Annotated in this window: 19 protein-coding genes; 13 read left to right on the forward strand and 6 right to left on the reverse strand. The window is 61.1% G+C overall.

Annotated features, from left to right (window positions below; all coding sequences use genetic code 11):
- The first annotated feature begins 82 nt into the window (after positions 1-82).
- From pilM to trpS, 12 genes are all read left to right on the forward strand, one after another.
- Complete coding sequence (pilM, locus tag QMZ29_RS11180) at positions 83-916, forward strand: pilus assembly protein PilM (RefSeq protein WP_261427237.1); 834 nt, start codon at positions 83-85, stop codon at positions 914-916.
- Complete coding sequence (locus QMZ29_RS11185) at positions 916-1,455, forward strand: PilN domain-containing protein (RefSeq protein WP_049208842.1); 540 nt, start codon at positions 916-918, stop codon at positions 1,453-1,455. The genes pilM and QMZ29_RS11185 overlap by 1 nt, the downstream gene beginning before the upstream one ends.
- Complete coding sequence (locus QMZ29_RS11190; RefSeq protein WP_060435126.1) at positions 1,448-1,942, forward strand: hypothetical protein; 495 nt, start codon at positions 1,448-1,450, stop codon at positions 1,940-1,942. Before QMZ29_RS11185 ends, QMZ29_RS11190 begins: the two co-directional genes overlap by 8 nt.
- Complete coding sequence (locus QMZ29_RS11195; RefSeq protein ID WP_025304540.1) at positions 1,935-2,297, forward strand: HofP DNA utilization family protein; 363 nt, start codon at positions 1,935-1,937, stop codon at positions 2,295-2,297. The genes QMZ29_RS11190 and QMZ29_RS11195 overlap by 8 nt, the downstream gene beginning before the upstream one ends.
- A complete protein-coding gene (hofQ, locus tag QMZ29_RS11200; RefSeq protein ID WP_261427233.1) occupies positions 2,294-3,538 on the forward strand; it encodes a DNA uptake porin HofQ in 1,245 nt (414 codons plus the stop codon). Before QMZ29_RS11195 ends, hofQ begins: the two co-directional genes overlap by 4 nt.
- Positions 3,539-3,887: 349 nt before the next feature.
- Positions 3,888-4,409, forward strand: coding sequence for a shikimate kinase AroK (gene aroK, locus QMZ29_RS11205; protein ID WP_004391482.1), 522 nt, complete (start codon positions 3,888-3,890; stop codon positions 4,407-4,409).
- A gap of 106 nt (positions 4,410-4,515) precedes the next feature.
- On the forward strand, positions 4,516-5,616 hold the full coding sequence (gene aroB / locus QMZ29_RS11210; protein WP_025304538.1) for a 3-dehydroquinate synthase: 1,101 nt from the start codon (positions 4,516-4,518) through the stop codon (positions 5,614-5,616).
- Positions 5,617-5,772: 156 nt separating this feature from the next.
- The gene (locus QMZ29_RS11215; protein ID WP_049206049.1) at positions 5,773-6,786 is read left to right on the forward strand and encodes an SPOR domain-containing protein; all 1,014 of its coding nucleotides are present in this window, start codon (positions 5,773-5,775) and stop codon (positions 6,784-6,786) included.
- 84 nt (positions 6,787-6,870) lie between these two features.
- Entirely contained in the window at positions 6,871-7,683 is an 813-nt protein-coding gene (gene dam / locus QMZ29_RS11220) for an adenine-specific DNA-methyltransferase (RefSeq protein WP_025304536.1), read from the forward strand.
- Between the two features lie 50 nt (positions 7,684-7,733).
- Positions 7,734-8,411: a ribulose-phosphate 3-epimerase gene (rpe, locus tag QMZ29_RS11225; RefSeq protein ID WP_004930320.1), complete on the forward strand. Its 678-nt coding sequence runs from the start codon at positions 7,734-7,736 to the stop codon at positions 8,409-8,411.
- Positions 8,404-9,102, forward strand: coding sequence for a phosphoglycolate phosphatase (locus tag QMZ29_RS11230; protein ID WP_043138894.1), 699 nt, complete (start codon positions 8,404-8,406; stop codon positions 9,100-9,102). The genes rpe and QMZ29_RS11230 overlap by 8 nt, the downstream gene beginning before the upstream one ends.
- Before the next feature lie 2 nt (positions 9,103-9,104).
- Positions 9,105-10,112 carry a tryptophan--tRNA ligase gene (gene trpS, locus QMZ29_RS11235; RefSeq protein WP_261427229.1) on the forward strand — a complete coding sequence of 336 codons (1,008 nt, stop codon included), beginning with the start codon at positions 9,105-9,107 and terminating at the stop codon, positions 10,110-10,112.
- A 51-nt stretch (positions 10,113-10,163) separates the two neighbouring features.
- Here the strand turns inward: trpS and cysG are convergent, their stop codons facing one another.
- From cysG to nirB, 4 genes are read right to left on the reverse strand one after another with little or no spacing between them, the layout of a single operon-like run.
- Entirely contained in the window at positions 10,164-11,567 is a 1,404-nt protein-coding gene (cysG, locus tag QMZ29_RS11240; protein ID WP_149570045.1) for a siroheme synthase CysG, read from the reverse strand.
- 50 nt (positions 11,568-11,617) lie between these two features.
- Complete coding sequence (nirC, locus tag QMZ29_RS11245; protein ID WP_049206055.1) at positions 11,618-12,418, reverse strand: nitrite transporter NirC; 801 nt, start codon at positions 12,416-12,418, stop codon at positions 11,618-11,620.
- Positions 12,419-12,434: 16 nt separating this feature from the next.
- A complete protein-coding gene (nirD, locus tag QMZ29_RS11250; RefSeq protein WP_038878129.1) occupies positions 12,435-12,761 on the reverse strand; it encodes a nitrite reductase small subunit NirD in 327 nt (108 codons plus the stop codon).
- Positions 12,758-15,307 (reverse strand): nitrite reductase large subunit NirB, encoded by a 2,550-nt coding sequence (gene nirB / locus QMZ29_RS11255; RefSeq protein ID WP_149570044.1) that lies wholly within the window; start codon positions 15,305-15,307, stop codon positions 12,758-12,760. Before nirB ends, nirD begins: the two co-directional genes overlap by 4 nt.
- 303 nt (positions 15,308-15,610) lie before the next feature.
- Between nirB and QMZ29_RS11260 the strand changes: the two genes are divergently transcribed.
- On the forward strand, positions 15,611-16,879 hold the full coding sequence (locus tag QMZ29_RS11260) for a cytosine deaminase (RefSeq protein ID WP_038629982.1): 1,269 nt from the start codon (positions 15,611-15,613) through the stop codon (positions 16,877-16,879).
- Between the two features lie 54 nt (positions 16,880-16,933).
- On the opposite strand, the gene tsgA is transcribed toward QMZ29_RS11260, so the two are convergent.
- Positions 16,934-18,118, reverse strand: a complete 1,185-nt coding sequence (tsgA, locus tag QMZ29_RS11265; protein WP_025304528.1) for an MFS transporter TsgA — start codon at positions 18,116-18,118, stop codon at positions 16,934-16,936.
- A 191-nt stretch (positions 18,119-18,309) separates the two neighbouring features.
- On the reverse strand, positions 18,310-19,290 hold the full coding sequence (locus QMZ29_RS11270) for a LacI family DNA-binding transcriptional regulator (protein ID WP_025304527.1): 981 nt from the start codon (positions 19,288-19,290) through the stop codon (positions 18,310-18,312).
- Between the last annotated feature and the right edge of the window lie 50 nt (positions 19,291-19,340).

The following is a 19,340-nucleotide window of genomic DNA, read 5'->3' on the forward strand; positions in this document are numbered from 1 at the left end:
AACAACCGCGCGGTAGTATAAAGGCAAGCCTGCGACATGGATATGTTCTTTTATCATCTGATGTTATGGAGGCTTGCGAAACATGTTCCCTCAAGCATGGCAGGTGGGGCTGGATATACAAATCGACTGCGCGCGCGCGGTGGCGGCCCAACGCCGCCGCAATGGCTGGCAGTTGCGCCACTGGTGGCAGCAGGCGCTGCCGCAGGCGGTTTTACGCGATGGCTGCCTGGAACCTTCCGAATTCCTGATCCGGGCGCTGCGGCAATGGCGCGTTCAACTGCCGCGACATATTTCCTTACGCATTGCTCTGCCGGCGCAGCGCGTGTTGCAGCAGCGCATGGCGCAGCCGGACGCGCGGCTGCGCGAGCCGGAACGCAGCGACTATATCGGTGGTCACGGTTTGAAGCAGTTTCCGCTCGATGGCCAGACGCTGGCGCTCGACTATCGCACCGCGCCGGCGGATGAGGCGGCGCTGTTGCTGACCGCCGCGCGGCGGCAGGAGCTGCAGCAGTGGCTGCATTGTTTGCGTCAGGCTGGCCTGCATCCGCAAGCGGTCGATATCACCCCTTGTGCGCTGCGGATGATGGCGACGGCGGCAGGCGTACCGCCCGCTGCGGGGCTGATGCACCGTCTCGAACGAGAATGGCTGTGGGTGGCGCCGGCTGACGGCGCGTTCGCCTTTGGTCTGGCGCCGGGCGACGATGACGCGCAGGCGCTGCGGGCGCTGCAAGCCCAGATGCCGGCGGGCGACGATCGGCCGGTCTATGCCGGCAGCGTGCTGGCAGGTGCCTTGCCCGCCGGTTGCCTTGCCTGGTCGCCGCTCAGCGCCTTCACGCAGTTGCGCCCACCGTTGCCTGCGCATCCTGCGGCGTTCGCATTGGCCGGTGGTCTGGCGCTGCGCGAGGAGGATCGCTGATGTATCAGGTCAACTTTCTGCCCTGGCGACAGCGCCGCGATCGGCGGCGCGGCTGTTTCTGGCTGGGTGCGCTGCTGTTGCAGGTAACGCTACTGCTGCTGGCGCTGTTTCTGGTTGCCGGCCAACTGCGTCACCAACAGGCGCAGCGGCAGGCGCGGCTAACGATGCTGGGTGAAGAGCTGGCGGCCTTGACGTTGCTCGCCCATCAGCAGCAGCAAGAGCGGGCGCAGCGAGCGCTGCACAGCGCCCGCGCCGAACGGCAGGCGCGCAACGGCCAACATAACCGGCGTTATTTGCAGTTGCTTCAGCAATTGTCCTTCAGCATTCCTCCACCGCTGTGGCTCACGGCGCTGGACAGCGATGCGACGAACGGTCTGCGGCTGCGTGGATTGAGCCGCTCTCCTGCGGCCATCACGCAGTTCGAACGGCGGCTGGCGGGGATGCCTGCGTTGCCACGGCTGCGTTTGGCTGAGGTAACGCAACGGGACGACGGTCTGTATTCCTTTCATCTGGCGGCGCAGTGGGGGCGTGATGGATAGCCGTTTGTCATCCGGGCTGCGCTTTTGGCTGAACTTGCCGGGCTGGCTATTGCTGGTGGCGCAAGGGCTGGGCATCGGCACGCTGGCGCTGTTGGGCGGCGGTTGGCTGCTGCAAGACGAATGGCGTCAGCGGGAAAACGCGGCGGAGCGGCAACAGCGCCTGTTGCAACAGATTTCCATGGTACAGCACCAACTGGACGAGGCGCCGGAAGCCCCTATGCCGCCAACGCCGATCGGTCCGACCACCGCCGGCGATCTGGCGAACGTGCTGCAACAAGCGGGGGGCGCCTTGTTGCGCTGGCAGCGGCAGGAAAAACCGCTGCGGCAAACGCTGAGTTTGCGCATTGATTATGCCGGTTTGTTGGCGCTGTTGGAGGCGCTGCCCGCCAATTTGCGTCTCGAACAATTGAGTGTGGAAACGCCGCCGCAGGGCATGACGGCGCGGTTGGTGTTGCAGGATGCCGCCGAGGAGCAGGCCGATGAGTAAAAGACCGGGCCGTTGGTGGTGGCTGCTATGGCCGTGGGCCTTGTGTGCAGAACCGCGCGATCCGTTTGCGCCGCCTCCGCTGCCTGTTTGTGCCCATCAGGAGGCATCGCCAGCGGGTTGGCGACTGAAAGGCGTCATCGGGCAACCGCCGCTGCGCTATGGCTGGGTGGTGACGCCGGCAGGGCAGTGGTTGCGCCTGCGGCCGCAGCAGTGGGTGCTGGACGAGCGTTGGCAGGTAGCGCAGGTGCGGGCGCGCAGCCTGACGTTAACGGCGCTGGCGGCCGAACCGGATTGTCCGGCGAGCCAGGGCGACATCTCGCTCATGATGGACAACAACAAGGATGGCAAACCATGAAAGGACTCGCTGGATTGGGCGTGGCGTTGTGGTGTCTGTCGCTCGGCATCGTCCAGGCGCAGGATAAACAGCAGGTTTCCCTGGAGTTCCAGGATGCGCCAGTGACGGTCATCCTGCAGGCGCTGGCGGATTATCGGCAGATGAACCTGATCGTCGCGCCCGGCGTAAGCGGCAATCTGACGCTGCGGCTGGAGAATGTGCCCTGGCCTCAGGCGCTGGCGCTGACCCTGCGTATGGGCAAGCTGACGATGACGCGGGAGGGGAGCGTGATGCTGGTCGCCCCGGAGCCGGACGCGCAGGAAAAAAAACAGCAGCGAGAAGCGCTGGCGCAGCGGCAGCCTTTGCACAGCTTGACCCTGACGTTACAAAACGGCGATGCGGCGGAGATTGCCGAAAGCCTCAATGCTCAACGCGGCGCCTTGCTCAGCGAGCGTGGCAGCGTGCTGGCGGATAAGCGCACCAATACGCTGTTACTGCGCGACACGGCGCCAATCCTGGTGCAGTTGAAAAAAAGGGTGACGGAAATGGACGCGCCGCTGGCACAGGTGCAGCTGGCGGCGCATATCGTGACCATCAACAGCGAAAGCCTGCGTGAACTTGGTGTGCGTTGGGGATTGGCGGCCGACGAAAAACCGACGCGGCCGCTGCGGCCGGGCAATCTCGGCGTTAATCTGCCGTTGGAGCGCAGCGCGGTGAGCGCCGGTTTCCATTTGGCGCGCATCAGCGGGCGTTTGCTGAGCCTCGAGCTGACGGCGCTGGAGCAGGAGAATCAGGTGGAGATCATCGCCAGCCCGCGTTTGCTGACGGCGCACCTGCAAACCGCCAGCATCAAACAGGGGACGGAGATCCCTTATGAAGTGTCGAGCGGCGCCAGCGGTGCGACCGCGATTGAGTTCAAAGAGGCGGTGCTGGGCATGGAGGTGACGCCGAAAGTGTTGCCGGACGGGCGCATCACGCTGACGTTGCACATCAGCCAAAATATGCCGGGGCGTGCCATCAGCCGCGGGGCGGGGGAGGCATTGACCATCGATAAACAGGAGATTAAGACGCAGATCACGGTGAAAAGCGGTGAAACCCTGGTGCTCGGCGGTATTTTTCAACGGCATAGCGGCAAGACGGCGGACAAGGTGCCGGGATTGGGAGATGCGCCACTGCTGGGGGGCTTGTTCCGGCAAAGTGGCGTACAACAGAAAAAACGCGAGCTGGTGATCTTCATTACGCCGACCTTGATTAAGGGATAAGCGGCTGCCTGTCGGCTGGGCGGCAAATCTCCTAAAGTTGATGAGCAGATACACTTTTTTATCCCCTTGGGGGGATCTGCGTTTGACGCTGCGGCCGATTTAGCTTACAAGGGTTACCGAATTGAGCACCGAGGTTTTTTGTTAGCGTCAAGACGCCGTTAAAAACATATGGTTTCCCTCCCGCGGCGTGGATTGCGATTTATTCGGTTGCCAAACTACCAAGAGTGTTGAGATAATTTTTCGTCTGATCTCGCACTATCGCTCATGAGGTTTCAGTTTAGGTCCCGCCGCTGATTTGATTGGCGGGGCGGGTTAACATTAACGAATTGTCTTAGTAATACCGAAAAACATGGCAGAGAAACGCAATATCTTTCTGGTTGGGCCTATGGGTGCCGGCAAAAGCACTATTGGCCGTCAGTTAGCTCAGCAACTCAATATGGAGTTCTTCGACTCCGATCAAGAAATTGAGCGACGTACCGGAGCTGACGTGGGCTGGGTATTCGACGTGGAAGGGGAAGAAGGTTTCCGCGATCGTGAAGAAAAAGTCATTAATGAACTGACGGAAAAACAAGGGATTGTGTTGGCGACCGGCGGCGGTTCGGTGAAGTCGCGCGAAACGCGCAACCGTCTGTCCGCGCGCGGCGTGGTGGTCTATCTGGAAACCACGATCGAGAAGCAGCTGGCTCGCACTCAGCGTGATAAAAAACGCCCGCTGCTGCAGGTTGATTCTCCGCCGCGTGAAGTGCTGGAAGCCTTGGCGAAAGAACGTAATCCGTTGTATGAAGAGATTGCCGATGTCACCATCCGCACCGACGATCAGAGCGCTAAAGTGGTTGCTAACCAGATCATCAACATGCTGGAAAGCAACTGATTGCCAATTTTCGCGTTCGCCGTCGGCCAATGCGAAAAACTGATTTGTGTTCCCCGCTGTTGCGGGGATCAACCACCGCCGCACCATACAGAGAACTGAGCGCGACATGGAGAGAATTACTGTAACGCTTGGGGAGCGCAGCTACCCGATTACCATTGCCGCCGGATTGTTTAACGATCCGGCTTCTTTTATGCCGTTAAAGGCGGGTGAGCAAGCGATGTTGGTCACCAACCAGACCCTGGCGCCGCTCTATCTCGAGCGTGTCCGGCAGGTGCTGGAGCAGAGCGGCGTCGTGGTGGATCAGGTGATTCTTCCCGATGGTGAGCAGTACAAATCTCTGGCGGTGTTGGAGCAGGTGTTTTCGGCGCTGCTCGAAAAACCGCACGGTCGCGATACCACGCTGATCGCCCTCGGTGGCGGCGTTGTCGGCGATTTGACCGGTTTTGCCGCCGCGTGTTACCAACGCGGCGTGCGCTTCATTCAGGTTCCCACCACGCTGTTGTCGCAGGTGGACTCCTCCGTAGGCGGCAAGACCGCCGTCAACCACCCGCTCGGCAAAAACATGATCGGCGCTTTCTATCAACCCGCTTCGGTGGTGGTTGATCTGGATTGCCTGAAAACGTTGCCGACGCGTGAACTCTCTTCCGGCCTGGCCGAAGTCATCAAATACGGGATCATCCTCGATCGCGAGTTCTTCGTCTGGTTGGAAAATAACATCGATGCGCTGATGGCGTTGGATATGCAGGCGTTGGCCTACTGTATCCGCCGCTGCTGCGAACTGAAGGCCGAGGTGGTGGCCGCCGACGAACGCGAAAGCGGTCTGCGCGCCCTGCTGAATCTGGGCCATACTTACGGTCATGCTATCGAAGCCGAGATGGGCTACGGCGTGTGGCTGCACGGTGAAGCGGTGGCTGCAGGCATGGTGATGGCGGCGGAAACCGCGCACCGTCTCGGCCAGTTCTCTGTTGAAGACATCGAACGTATCAAAGCGCTGCTGCTGCGCGCCGGCTTGCCGGTCTGCGGGCCGCAGGAAATGACGCCGGAATCCTATCTGCCGCACATGTTGCGTGACAAGAAAGTGCTGGCGGGTGAACTGCGTCTGGTGCTGCCGACCATGATCGGTGCGGCGGAAGTGCGCGGCGGCGTAGGGCATGAGCTGGTGCTGGCGTCGATCGCCGCCTGCTTGCCTGAGCAGCAGCGTAATTAAATCGGACTAAGTAACAGTGGCTTAGCCGCCATTTGCATCTATATTAATACAGTGAGCAGAGCACGACGGGTGTCGCTTTGCCATCATCGGGTTAATCTGCCCGTGCCACGGTAGGTCTACGGTGGTGGGCTTTTGCCTCTAGTTGGAGGGTTTCAGATGGACGAGTTTAAACCGGAAGACGATCTCAGACCTGATAGCAGCGATCGTCGTCCTACGCGTTCGCGCAAGCCGGCCGCCGCGCCGCGCTTCGCCGTTTCGCGCCAGCATTTGATGATTGGCATCGGCATTTTGGTGCTGTTGCTGCTGATTATCGGCATCGGTTCCGCCCTGAAGGCGCCAACCAAACATGAAGCGGCTCAGGAGAGCGGCGCGCAAAACGGCGCGGCCCGCGATATCAACCTGTCCGGTTCTTCGTCGCTGACCACCGCCAATAACGGCGTGCCGGGCGGCACGACGGATACCCACGATAACAACGGCGTGAGCGCGACTCAGCCGCAGCAACCGCAGAACGTCAGCGTTCCGCCGATCTCCGGCACACCGACCGAAGCGCAAACGCAGCCTCAGCAGGGCGGCGCGCAGCAGCGCGTCGATTTGCCGGGCAACATGGCGGATGCGCTGTCGCAGCAGCAGGGGCAGGTGGATGCCGCGACTCAAGGCATGACCGGCGCAGCGTCGACGCTGCCGACCGCACCGGCGACGGTGATGAGCGGCGCCGCGGCGCGCGAAGCGACGCGTCCTGTGCAGGGCACCGCACCGCAACAGCATAAAACGCCGGCGAAAACCGCCGCCACCAAACCGACCGCGACGCAGCATAAATCACCGACCACGGTGTATACGCCGCCGGCCAAGCCGTCTTCCACCGCGAAAGCGGGAGCGGTCGCCAGCAGCGGCAGTTCACTGCAGTCTGCGCCGGGCAGCCACTATACCTTGCAGCTGAGCAGCGCTTCGCGTTCCGACACGCTGAACGCCTACGCCAAACAGCAGAAGCTGCAGAACTACCTGGTGTACGCCACCAAGCGTGACGGCAAACCGTGGTACGTGCTGGTGAGCGGCAACTATGCGTCTTCTGCGGAAGCGAAGCGCGCCATTGCTTCGTTGCCGGCGGATGTGCAGGCGAAAAAACCGTGGGTCCGACCTGTACACCAAGTGCAGCAAGATCTTAAAAAATAAATCATTTAAATTTGTGCGCTGATGTGCTGTCTGAAACAGAGTACAATCCGCCGCTCTGAATTGTATAAGTAGCTAATTGACGGCATGAAGAAAAACCGCGCTTTTTTAAAATGGGCTGGTGGAAAATACCCGCTGGTAGATGAGATTCGTCGCCATCTGCCGGCGGGAGACTGCTTAATCGAGCCCTTCGTGGGTGCGGGATCCGTCTTTCTGAATACGGATTACGACGCCTACATTCTCGCCGACATCAATAGCGATCTTATCAACCTGTATAACATCGTTAAGCTGCGCACGGATGACTTCGTGCGCGATGCCCGCACGCTTTTCGCCGATGAATTCAATAACTCGGATCAGTTTTACCTGCTGCGAGAAGAGTTCAATACTAGCACCGAGCCTTACCGCCGGGCGCTGCTGTTCCTGTACCTGAACCGTCACTGCTATAACGGCCTGTGCCGCTATAACCTGCGCGGCGAGTTCAATGTGCCATTTGGCCGGTACAAGAAACCGTACTTCCCGGAAGAAGAGCTCTACTGGTTTGCCGAAAAATCGCGCAATGCCACTTTTGTCTGCGAGCATTACCGCGATACCATGGCGAAGGCCGTGGCCGGTGCCGTGGTGTATTGCGATCCGCCTTATGCGCCGCTGTCGGCGACGGCGAATTTCACCGCTTACCACACCAACAGCTTCAGCATCGCCGATCAGCAGAGCCTGGCGCAACTGGCGCACCAGCTCTCGGTAGAGAGCCAGGTACCGGTATTGATCTCCAATCACGATACCGAGCTGACGCGCGACTGGTACCAGAATGCTGCGCTGTATGTGGTGAAAGCGCGCCGCACAATCAGCCGCAACATTCTCGGCCGCAGCAAAGTGAACGAGCTTTTGGCGCTGTATCGCTAAGCCGGGGCACCCCGGCGCATAACAACTCGACCCTACGTTTGGAGAAGCGGATGAAAAAGTTTTTGATTGCCCCGTCCATTCTGTCGGCAGATTTTGCCCGGTTAGGTGAAGATACCGCTAACGTGCTGGCTGCAGGCGGCGACGTGGTGCACTTCGACGTGATGGATAACCACTACGTGCCCAATCTGACCATCGGTCCGATGGTGTGCGAAGCGCTGCGCAACTACGGCATTACTGCGCCGATTGACGTGCACCTGATGGTCAAGCCGGTGGACCGCATCGTGCCTGATTTCGCCAAGGCAGGCGCGTCTTATATCTCTTTCCACCCTGAAGCTTCCGAGCATGTCGATCGCACCATTCAGCTAATTAAAGAGCACGGCTGTAAAGCCGGCCTGGTGTTCAACCCGGCGACGCCTCTGAGCTACCTCGATTACGTGATGGATAAAATCGACGTGATCCTGCTGATGTCGGTCAACCCGGGCTTCGGCGGCCAATCGTTCATCCACGGTACTCTGGACAAGCTGCGCCAGGTGCGCAAATTGATCGACGACAGTGGTCGAGATATCCGCCTGGAAGTCGACGGCGGTGTGAAGGTGGATAACATCGCTGAAATCGCCGCCGCGGGCGCCGATATGTTCGTCGCCGGTTCCGCCATCTTTGGCCAGCCGGACTACCGCAAGGTGATCGACGAGATGCGCAGCGAGCTGGCGAAGGTTACCCATGGCTGATTTCGGCGCGATCCGCGCATTGGCCTTCGATCTGGACGGCACGCTGGTCGACAGCGCGCCGGGTCTGGCGGCGGCCATCGATATGGCGCTGGAAGAGACGGGCCTGCCGCAAGCGGGTGAGGAACGGGTCGGCACCTGGATCGGCAACGGCGCCGACGTGCTGGTGCAACGCGCGCTGCGCTGGGCGGAAGCGGAAGGCACGCCGGCGCAGTGCAGCCGGCTGCGTGAGCGTTTCGACCATTTCTACGCGCAGACCGTTGACAGCGGCAGCCGCCTGTTCCCGCAGGTGCAAGAGACGCTGGTCCGCCTGGCCGCACACGGTTACCCGATGGCGCTGGTGACTAACAAGCCGACGCCGTTCGTGGCGCCGCTGCTGGCATCGTTGGGCATTGGCGATTATTTCTCGCTGGTGATCGGCGGCGACGACGTGACGGAAAAGAAACCGCACCCGGCACCGCTGTACCTGGTGCTCGGCAAGCTTGGGCTGCGTGCGCATGAACTGCTGTTCGTTGGCGACTCGCGCAACGATATTCAAGCCGCACAGGGCGCCGGTTGCCCGAGCGTCGGCTTTACCTACGGTTATAACTACGGTGAATCGATCGCCCTGAGCCACCCCGATCGGGTGTTGGAGCGCTTCGCCGATTTGTTGCCCGCTCTTGGGCTGTCATCTTTAGAGAATCAGGAAATTTAAACATGAGTAAGCCCATCGTATTTAGCGGCGCGCAGCCGTCCGGCGAACTGACCATCGGCAACTACATGGGTGCGCTGCGTCAGTGGGTGCAGATGCAGGACGACTACGACTGCATCTACTGCATCGTCGATCTGCATGCCATCACCGTTCGCCAGGACGCCGAGAAGCTGCGCAAGGCCACGCTGGATACGCTGGCGCTGTACCTGGCCTGCGGTATCGATCCGGAAAAAAGCACCATCTTCGTGCAGTCGCACGTGCCTGAGCACACGCAGCTGAGCTGGGTGCTGAACTGCTACACCTATTTCGGCGAACTGAGCCGCATGACGCAGTTCAAGGACAAATCCGCGCGCTACGCGGAGAACATCAACGCTGGGCTGTTCAGCTATCCGGTGCTGATGGCGGCAGACATCCTGCTGTATCAAACCAACCAGGTGCCGGTGGGCGAAGACCAGAAACAACACCTGGAGCTGAGCCGCGACGTGGGCCAGCGTTTCAACGCGCTGTACGGCGACGTGTTCAAAGTGCCGGAGCCGTTTATTCCTAAATCCGGCGCGCGCGTGATGTCGCTGCAGGAGCCGACCAAGAAGATGTCCAAGTCGGACGACAACCGCAACAACGTGATCGGCCTGCTGGAAGATCCGAAAGCGGTGACCAAGAAGATCAAACGCGCAATGACCGACTCGGAAGAGCCGCCTGTCGTGCGTTACGACGTGGTCAACAAGGCGGGCGTCTCCAACCTGCTGGATATTCTCGCCGGTGTGACCGGCAAGAGCATCGCGCAGCTGGAAGCCGAGTTCGAAGGCCAGATGTATGGTCACCTGAAAGGCGCGGTGGCGGAAGCCGTCTCCGGCATGCTGGGTGAGCTGCAGGAGCGCTATCACCGCTTCCGTAACGACGAAGCCTATCTGCAGCAGGTGATGCGCGACGGCGCCGCCAAGGCCCGCACACGCGCGCAGGAAACCCTGGCGAAGGTCTATCAGGCTGTCGGTTTCGTACCGCCGCAGGCATAACGCCGGCGCAAATAGAAAAAGCGGCCACAGGCCGCTTTTTTTACGTCGGTCTTACGCCATTTGCGCCAGGCTGGCAGGCGATTCTTCGCTGGCGAACCAATTGAGCTTGCTGCGCAGACTGACCACGCTGCCGACGATGATCAGGCTGGGGCTGGTGGCCTGAAGGGACAAGGCGCCCAGTTGGCGGAGCTCCCCTTCGATCACCCGTTGGCGGCAAGAGGTGCCGTTTTCCACCAGTGCCACCGGCGTGGCGGCTGGCAACCCGTTAGCGATCAGCTGGCGCTGGATTTCAGCCGCTTGCGATAGCCCCATATAGAACACCAGCGTCTGTTGCCCGGCGGCCAGCGTCGCCCAATCCAATCCACCGTCGGCCTTGGCGTGGCCGGTCACCAGGCGCACGCTCTGCGCGTGGTCGCGGTGGGTGAGCGGGATGCCGCTGTAGGCGGAACAGCCCGAGGCGGCGGTAATGCCCGGCACCACCGAGAACGGCACGTTAGCGTCTGCCAGCGTCTCCAGCTCTTCGCCGCCGCGGCCGAAGATAAAGGGATCGCCACCCTTCAGGCGCACCACGCGTTTGCCTTGCTGCGCCTGCTGCAGCAGGATTTGATTGATCTGCTCCTGCGGCACGCAGTGGTGGCCGGCGCGTTTGCCGACGAAGATACGTTCTGCGTCGCGGCGCACCAGCGTCATGATCTCTTCGGAGACCAGTCGGTCGTAAACCACCACGTCGGCCTGCTGGATTTGTTGCAGCCCTTTCAGCGTAAGCAGGCCGGCATCGCCCGGCCCGGCGCCCACCAGCACCACTTCACCGCGATCTGCCGGCTGTTCGCTGAACAGCTGCTCGAGCTGGCGCTCAGCCAGCGCGGCGTCGTCGTTGGCCAGCGACTGCGCCAGCCGATCGTGAGCGAACAACCGTTCCCAGAAGCGCCGACGCGCGCCGAGGCTGCTGAAGCGTTGTTTTACCCGCTGGCGCAGCGAGCCGCCCAGTTGGGCCAGCTTGCCGAGGTGCTGTGGCAGCATCGCTTCCAGCTTCTCGCGCAGCAGCCGCGCCAACACCGGCGCTTTGCCGCCGGAGGACACCGCGACCATGATCGGCGAACGGTCGATAATCGACGGCATGATAAAGCTGGCGCGTTTCGGATCGTCCACCACGTTGCAGAACACCCGCTGCTGGTTGGCGCACTGATACACCCGTGCGTTGACCTCTAGCCGGTCGGTAGCGGCGATCACCAGCCATTTTTCCACCAGCAGGGCCGGGCTGAATTCGCCTTCGGCCAGCGTCAACCGGCCTTCTGCCGCCCACAGGCGGAACTGCGGGGTGAAGTCTACGGCGTTGACGGTCAGCGCCGCACCGGCGTCCAGCAGCAGGCGCGCCTTGCGTTCGGCGATCTCGCCGCCGCCGACCAGCAGGCAGGCTTTGTGTTGCAGTTGGCAGAAAATCGGCAGGTAGTCCATCGGCACTCCTCGGGGTAATCAATGTGGGGGCGAAATGCGCCCCCGAAAACTTAGGCGGTCTGACGTACGGCGGCTTTCGCCGCCTGCGGGCGTTCGGCGCGCGGCGTGGCGTACCAATACCCCAGACCCATTAGCACCGAGCCGGACAGGATGTTGCCCAGCGTCACCCACAGCAGGTTGTGGCCGATGCCGGTGAGGGTGTAGGCCTCGCTGTGGTTGCCGAACCAGGAGAGGGCAAACAGCGTCATGTTGGCGACGGAGTGTTCGTAACCCGAGGCGATAAAGGCCAGCAGACACCACCAAATGGCGATGAACTTGGCGGCGCCTTCTACGCGGATCGCCATCCAGATCGCCAGGCAAACCAGCCAGTTGCACAGCACGCCCTTGAAGAACAGCACCTCGGCCGGCGCGGTGGTTTTTGCCAATGCGGCGCTGTGCACCAGACTGGTATCCACCGGCAGCAGGCTACCGCCGCCGTAGTAATACATCAGCGCCACCAGCACCGAGCCGAGCAGGTTGCCGAACCAGGTTTGCGGCAGCACTGCCCACATCTGGCTTTGGCGGATGGTGCCGGCCTTGACGCCGAGCGTCAGGAACATCGTATGGCCGGTGAACAGTTCGGAACCGGCGATGATCACCAGCGTCAGCGCGATGCCGAAGGTGGCGCCCATCACCAGCGGCCGCACGCTTGGGTCGGCCAGGTTGCCGAGGGTGAAGATCAGGATGATGCCGAGGCCGACGTAGGCGCCCGCCATCGCCGAGCTGATCCAGAAGCCGAGCGGGCTCTCCTTCGCCAGGCGGACGATGCGCGCCGCGTTGGCGGCGCATTTGTTGATCGTGTCGGTAAACATGTTGCCTCCCGAAAGGTTATGCCGCGACTTGCACGATGCCGTCGACCACCCGGCTGGTGAAGCTGGCGACGGAACGGCTGTCATCTTCCAGACAGTGGCCGTCGTACAGGCGGAAATGCTGTTTCTTCAGCGGGCTGGCGACCCACAGTTCGCCTTGATGCTCGGCGATCAGCCCGCGTGACAGCACGCTGGCCTGGGCGAACGGGTCGATATTGCTGATGGCGAACACCTGTTCGTCGGCATAGGGGCGGAACACCGCCACCTGCCGATCGCCGATCAGGGCACATACGCCGGTGCCGGGCAGAATGTCGGCGACGGGACAAACGGTAATCCACTGGCTCATGCGTGGCTCTCCTCGGTATCGATCAGGGTGACGGGAATGCGCTCATCAGGGCGCGCCGGGCGGTGCTGGTCGCGTTCGGCCACTACCTGCACATTCGGATCGCGCAGCGGGCTGTTGATGAAGTGAGCGAAGCGAAGCTGCGTTTCCGGATGCTCGACGGTCTCTTTCCACTCGCAGACCACCGCGTCGCGCAGGCGGGCGATCTCCGCTTCCAACTGCTCGTTGATGCCGAGCTTATCGTCGACGATCACCTTGCGCAGGTAATCGATGCCACCTTCCAGGCTCTCCAGCCATACCGAGGTACGCTGCAGCTTATCGGCGGTGCGGATATAGAACATCATGAAGCGGTCGAGGTAGCGCACTAGGGTCTCGCGATCGAGATCGGCGGCCAGCAGATCGGCGTGGCGCGGTTTCATGCCGCCGTTGCCGCAAACATACAGGTTCCAGCCGTTCTCGGTGGCAATGATGCCGACGTCCTTACCCTGCGCCTCGGCGCATTCGCGGGTACAGCCCGAGACGCCGAACTTCATTTTGTGCGGGGTGCGGATACCTTTGTAGCGATGTTCCAGCGTGACGCCGAAGCCGACGCTGTCGCCGACGCCATAGCGGCACCAGGTGCTGCCGACGCAGGTTTTCGCCATGCGCAGCGCCTTGGCGTACGCGTGGCCGGTTTCAAAGCCGGCGGCGAGCAGCTTGCTCCAGATGGCCGGCAGATCGTCTTTCTGCGCACCGAACATGCCGATGCGCTGCGAGCCGGTCATTTTGGTGTAGAGGTTGTATTCCTTGGCGATCTGGCCGATGGCCAGCAGGCCGTCCGGGGTGATTTCGCCGCCGGCGGAACGCGGGATCACCGAGTAGGTGCCGTCTTTCTGGATATTGCCGAGGAAGTTGTCGTTGGTATCCTGCAGCGGCGTATGCTGTGGCTTGAGGATGTATTCGTTCCAGCACGAGGCCAGCAACGAGCCGACGGTTGGTTTACACACTTCGCAGCCGTAACCTTTGCCGTATTTGGCCAGCAATGCCTCGAACGACTTGATGCCTTCGACGCGGATCAGGTGGAACAGCTCCTGGCGTGAATAGGCGAAGTGTTCGCACAGGTGGTGGTTGACCTCGATGCCCTGTTTGCTCAGCTCGGCGTTCAACACCTGGGTGAGCAGCGGGATGCAGCCGCCGCAGCCGGTGCCGGCCTTGGTTTCGGCCTTCAGCGCCGCCACGGTGTGGCAGCCTTTGTTGACCGCCTGGATGATGTCGCCTTTGCTGACGTCGAAGCAGGAGCAGATCTGCGCGCTTTCCGGCAGCGAATCTACGCCGATGGCCGGTTTGCTGCCCGCATGGGCCGGCAGGATCAGGCCGTCCGGGTTTTCCGGCAGCTCGATGCCGTTCAACGCCAGCTGCAGCAGGTTGCCATAATCGCTGGTGTCGCCTACCAGCACCGCGCCGAGCAGGGTTTTATTGTCGGCGCTGACCACGATACGTTTGTAGACTTCTTTGCTTTCATCCAGATAAACGTAGCTGCGGGCGCCTTCGGTGCGGCCATGGGCATCGCCGATGCCGCCGACGTCCACACCCAGCAGCTTCAGCTTGGCGCTCATGTCGGCGCCCTGGAAGCCGTTTTCGCGGCCCAGCAGATGATCGGCGGCCACCTGCGCCATTTTGTATCCCGGCGCCACCAGGCCAAAGGTGCGATCGCGCCAGGCGGCGCACTCACCGATGGCGTACACGTCCGGATCAGACGTTTGGCAGCTGTCGTTGATGGCGATGCCGCCGCGGCGGCCAACCTCCAGCCCGCACTGACGCGCCAGCTTGTCCTGGGCGCGGATGCCGGTGGAGAACACGATGAAATCCACTTCCAGCAGGCTACCGTCGGCGAAATGCATGGTTTTGCGCGCCGTGCCGCCGCCGTTGACGATCTCCTGGGTATTTTTGCCGGTGTGAACCTTGACGCCCATGCGCTCGATCTTGCGGCGCAGCTGGTCACCGCCCATCGGGTCGAGCTGTTCGGCCATCAGTACCGGAGCGAACTCGATCACGTGTGTTTCCACCCCCAGGCTTTTCAGCGCGCCGGCGGCTTCCAGCCCTAACAGCCCGCCGCCGACTACCGCACCGCGTTTGCTGCGGCGCGCGCAGGCTTCGATGGCGTTCAGGTCTTCGATGGTACGGTAAACGAAGCAGTCCTGGCTATCCGAGCCCTTAATCGGCGGGATCCACGGATAGGAGCCGGTGGCCATGATCAGCTTGTCGTAATAGACGGTGCGGCCGGTGTTGGAGTGGATGACCTTCTCGTCGCGATTGATGGTGATAGCGCGTTCGCCGACCAGTACCTTTACGCCGTGTTTTTCGTAAAAGCCTTCGCGCACCAGCGACAGCTCTTCGGCGGTGTGGTGCGAGAAGTAGGAGGAAAGGTGCACGCGATCGTAAGCGATGCGTGGCTCTTCGCAAAAGACGGTGATTTCGAACTGGTCTTTGTCTGCTTTATCCAACAGATCTTCGATGAACCGGTGGCCGACCATGCCATTGCCGACGACGGCAAGTTTGACTCTGCTCATTATTGCCTCAAAATTCTGGTTTCCTAGGCTTACCTTATCTCTCCCGATGAGCAATTTATTGATGCAAATCAATCACACCCCTATATACCTCTAACGTGGTATATGAATGATTTTTCACGTTTTTTGATAAGTTGCGGATTTTATTCATCTTTAGCTGAAGCGAGTCAGTTTGCAGGTAAATTACCCCGCAGGGAGTAAACGCAAGGGGTAGGCATGGCACGGCGACTTTGTCAGCGCGATCCGCTGCCAGTATGATGAAGAAAACCAGCGCAACGGCAGAGGTGAAGGGTGGCGAAACGTCCATTGAAGTTTATCGACAACCTGCGTTTAAGCGGGCATGAAGGATTGTGGCAACTGGCAATCGAGCAGGGGCGCATCGCGCATCTGGTGCCACAGCCGGAAGGACAGGAGTGGCGCAGCGACGTGCTGGATGCGCAGGGCGGGTTGGCGTTGCCGGCGTTCGTCGAACCGCATATCCACCTGGATACCACGCAGACCGCCGGTCAGCCGGCCTGGAACCAGTCCGGCACGCTGTTCGAGGGCATTGAGCGCTGGGCTGAACGCAAAGCGCTGCTGACTCATGAAGACGTCAAACAGCGCGCCTGGCAAACGCTTAAGTGGCAGATCGCCAACGGCGTGCAGTATGTGCGCACCCACGTCGACGTTTCCGATCCCACGCTGACCGCGCTGCGCGCCATGCTGGAGGTGAAGCAGGAAGTGGCGCCTTGGGTGACGCTGCAGATTGTCGCCTTCCCGCAGGAGGGGATCCTTTCCTACCCCAACGGGGAAGCGTTGCTTGAAGAAGCGTTGCGGCTCGGGGCCGACGTGGTGGGCGCCATTCCGCACTTCGAATTCACCCGCGAGTACGGCGTGGAGTCGCTGCATAAGGCGTTCGCGCTGGCGCAAAAATACGATCGGCTGGTGGACGTGCACTGCGATGAAATCGACGACGAGCAATCGCGCTTCGTCGAGACCGTGGCGGCGCTGGCACTGAAGCTGGAGATGGGAGCGAAAGTCACCGCCAGCCACACCACGGCGATGCACTCTTACAACGGCGCTTACGCCTCGCGGCTGTTCCGTCTGTTGAAGATGTCCGGCATCAACTTCGTCGCCAATCCGCTGGTGAACATTCACCTGCAGGGCCGTTTCGACAGTTACCCGAAACGGCGCGGCGTGACCCGAGTGAAGGAGATGCTGGAGGCGGAGATCAACGTCTGTTTCGGCCATGACGACGTGTTCGATCCTTGGTACCCGCTCGGCACCGCCAACATGCTGCAGGTGCTGCACATGGGGCTGCACGTGTGCCAGCTGATGGGCTATGGCCAAATCGACGACGGACTGAAGCTGATCACCCACCATAGCGCGCGCACGCTTAACCTGAGCGACTACGGCCTGGCGGCCGGCAACAGCGCCAACCTGGTGATCCTGCCGGCGGAAAGCGGCTTCGACGCGGTGCGTCGCCAGACGCCGGTGCGTTATTCGATTCGCCAGGGTGCGGTGATCGCCGAAACGCGGCCGGCGGAAACCACGCTGCATTTGCAGCAGGAGGAGACGGTGGATTTTCGGCGCTAAGGCGCAAAAAAAGGGCGCCTTGCGGGCGCCCTTGATGTATTTGATGCGAAGAAATCAGTGCGTTACGTGACCGTGGCTGCGGTGCTTGGTCACGAAGCCCAGCAGCAGACACATCACGAACACCGCCAGATACAGGCCGTTAGCGGTGGTCAGCGCCGCATGCGCGCCGCCTTTCGCCACGATCGGGCCGGTGACCACGAAGGTCAGCATGGTGCCGATGGTACCGCAGGTCAGGATAAAGTTGACCAGCTTCGGCGAGGAGACCTTAGTCTGCAGCGAGCCGAGGGTGATCAGCGTGGTGTAGATGGCGCTGGAAACGAAGCCCAGGGCCATGATGTAGTAGCCCAGGTGCTCCGGATTGTCGGTGCTGACGAACAGGTACATCGCGCCGGTAGCCAGCGCGGCCAGCACGGTGACGATGCGTTGCAGATCGAAGAAGCGCAGGATGAAGCTGAACACCCACATGCCAACCATATAAGAGGTCCAGAAGTCGCTCACCAGCTTACCGGCCTGGCCGATGTCCATGTTGAACGACTTGGTGGCGTACTCAGGCACCCACTGAATGAAGCCCAACTGGCCGAGGATGTAGCACAGCGCGGCGATCGACAGGAACAGCACGCCGATGCCCCATTTTTCTTTCTCGACTGGTTGACCGGCATCGGCGCCTTTCTTGCCCAGCACCGGGAAGTCGGAGCACAGGGTCAGCACGAAGATCCCCACGTACAGCAGGCCGATGCAGGCATAAACCCAATACCAGCCGATATGGCGGGCCAGCAGCATCGCGGCGACGATCGGGAAGATCATCCCGGCCATGCTGAAGAAGGAATCGGTGAACAACAGGCGCGAACCGCGCTGGCGGCCGGCATACATGTGGGTGATCAGGAAGGTGCCGATCGACATGGTGATGCCGCTCACCACGCCGAGGATAAACATGCACAGCGAGAACATGGTCAGGCTCTTGCCGAGCATCAGCCCTGCGACCGCCAGCACCATCAGGACAAAGCCGAAGATCAACTGACGCTTCAGCGGGATGATTTCCATCAGCCAGGCATTGAGGAAGATCGAAATCAAAATACCGGCGTTGAGGAAAGTAAAGGTGTTACTCATGCTGGAAACCGGCAGATTAAAGTACTCTGCAATGTTTCCCATCACCATCCCTGTGACGATCACTAAAGCACCGGTCAGCGCGTACGAAAAGAAGCTGATCCAGGTAAGCCGTATGCGGTTACTGTCATTCATTGTATAGGCCTGAATATGTCTGTTAGAGGTTTTAAAGCTGGCATAAGGCCGCTGGCTTTTCCTGGCAAACGCAGAAAAAAGTCCCGATCAGGCCACCAGGGGGCGGATCCTAGCACAGACAACGGGATTTTTTGTGATGGCTGTCGATTTTTTGATGCAACCCATGAAGGGATGATACGCATTATTGTGATCTATTTGCGTACCGTCACAATGGAATCACGGTTGATGATCGTCGGCTCAAACCGGTGCGCCGGGGTGGCAGGGTCGATCAGCCTGCGCGCCGCGTATTGGGCCATTTCGCTGATGGGAAAATGTACGCTGCTCAACGCCGGGCGCACGAAAGGTGCGCGTTCGCCGCTGTCGTAACAGATCAAGGAGATATCCTGCGGTACCCGCAGGCGGTGCTCGTTGATCGCCAGCAGCGCGCCGATCGCCATCTCTTCGTTGCAGCAGTAGATGGCGCTGGGCAGTGCGGTTTGCTGCAGCAGATGATCGGCGCAGCGGTAACCGCTTTCCAGATCGTAGACGCCCTCCAGACAGGCTACCGGCTCGATATTCGCCGCCTGCATAGCCTCTTCAAATCCTTGCAGCCGCAGGCGGCTCGACGGGCGCTCGCGCGGGCCGCTGATGCAGGCGATGCGCCGGTGCCCGGCGTCGAGTAACTGCTGCGTCGCCATGCGGCTGGCAAGCGGGTGATCGAAGGTGACGCAGCGGTCTTCCAGCCCCGGCACCAGACGATCGAGCAACACGAAATCACGTTGCTCCGCCGCCAGCTGGCGCAGCCGATCGTCGCTGAGAAAACGCACGTGCAGGATCACGCCGTCGCAGCGCAGGCTGAACAGCCGCTGCACCGCCTGCCATTCGTTTTCGGCACTGTTGCGGCCCTGGGTCACCAGCAGCTGCTTGCCGTGGGATTCGGCCTCGGTCTGCACGAAGTCCATCAGCGCGCCGAAGAAGCCACCGCGGTACGACGTCGTGACCAACCCGAGGGTATTGCTGTGGCTGGAGGCGAGCGCACGGGCCGCCGGGTTGGGGGTATAACCGAGCTGGGCGACGGCGCGTTCAACCTTCTCGCGGGTCGGCGCCTTGACGTTGCTGTCGCCGTTCACTACCCGCGATACGGTGGCGCGCGATACGCCCGCCAGCGCCGCGACATCTTCCAGTGTCACCATCGTCCAACTCCTGATTACGGCTAAAAAAATGGGTTCGGCGTGCCGAACCC

It is taken from the genome of Serratia sp. PF-27, from assembly GCF_030053255.1.
Classification (GTDB): Bacteria; Pseudomonadota; Gammaproteobacteria; order Enterobacterales; family Enterobacteriaceae; genus Serratia; species Serratia bockelmannii.

Coding starts and splice junctions, on each gene's coding strand:
- pilM (WP_261427237.1), top strand. CDS start 83: ATGTTCCCTCAAGCATGGCAGGTGGGGCTGGATATACAAATCGACTGC.
- QMZ29_RS11185 (WP_049208842.1), top strand. CDS start 916: ATGTATCAGGTCAACTTTCTGCCCTGGCGACAGCGCCGCGATCGGCGG.
- QMZ29_RS11190 (WP_060435126.1), top strand. CDS start 1,448: ATGGATAGCCGTTTGTCATCCGGGCTGCGCTTTTGGCTGAACTTGCCG.
- QMZ29_RS11195 (WP_025304540.1), top strand. CDS start 1,935: ATGAGTAAAAGACCGGGCCGTTGGTGGTGGCTGCTATGGCCGTGGGCC.
- hofQ (WP_261427233.1), top strand. CDS start 2,294: ATGAAAGGACTCGCTGGATTGGGCGTGGCGTTGTGGTGTCTGTCGCTC.
- aroK (WP_004391482.1), top strand. CDS start 3,888: ATGGCAGAGAAACGCAATATCTTTCTGGTTGGGCCTATGGGTGCCGGC.
- aroB (WP_025304538.1), top strand. CDS start 4,516: ATGGAGAGAATTACTGTAACGCTTGGGGAGCGCAGCTACCCGATTACC.
- QMZ29_RS11215 (WP_049206049.1), top strand. CDS start 5,773: ATGGACGAGTTTAAACCGGAAGACGATCTCAGACCTGATAGCAGCGAT.
- dam (WP_025304536.1), top strand. CDS start 6,871: ATGAAGAAAAACCGCGCTTTTTTAAAATGGGCTGGTGGAAAATACCCG.
- rpe (WP_004930320.1), top strand. CDS start 7,734: ATGAAAAAGTTTTTGATTGCCCCGTCCATTCTGTCGGCAGATTTTGCC.
- QMZ29_RS11230 (WP_043138894.1), top strand. CDS start 8,404: ATGGCTGATTTCGGCGCGATCCGCGCATTGGCCTTCGATCTGGACGGC.
- trpS (WP_261427229.1), top strand. CDS start 9,105: ATGAGTAAGCCCATCGTATTTAGCGGCGCGCAGCCGTCCGGCGAACTG.
- cysG (WP_149570045.1), bottom strand. CDS start 11,567: ATGGACTACCTGCCGATTTTCTGCCAACTGCAACACAAAGCCTGCCTG.
- nirC (WP_049206055.1), bottom strand. CDS start 12,418: ATGTTTACCGACACGATCAACAAATGCGCCGCCAACGCGGCGCGCATC.
- nirD (WP_038878129.1), bottom strand. CDS start 12,761: ATGAGCCAGTGGATTACCGTTTGTCCCGTCGCCGACATTCTGCCCGGC.
- nirB (WP_149570044.1), bottom strand. CDS start 15,307: ATGAGCAGAGTCAAACTTGCCGTCGTCGGCAATGGCATGGTCGGCCAC.
- tsgA (WP_025304528.1), bottom strand. CDS start 18,118: ATGAATGACAGTAACCGCATACGGCTTACCTGGATCAGCTTCTTTTCG.
- QMZ29_RS11270 (WP_025304527.1), bottom strand. CDS start 19,290: ATGGTGACACTGGAAGATGTCGCGGCGCTGGCGGGCGTATCGCGCGCC.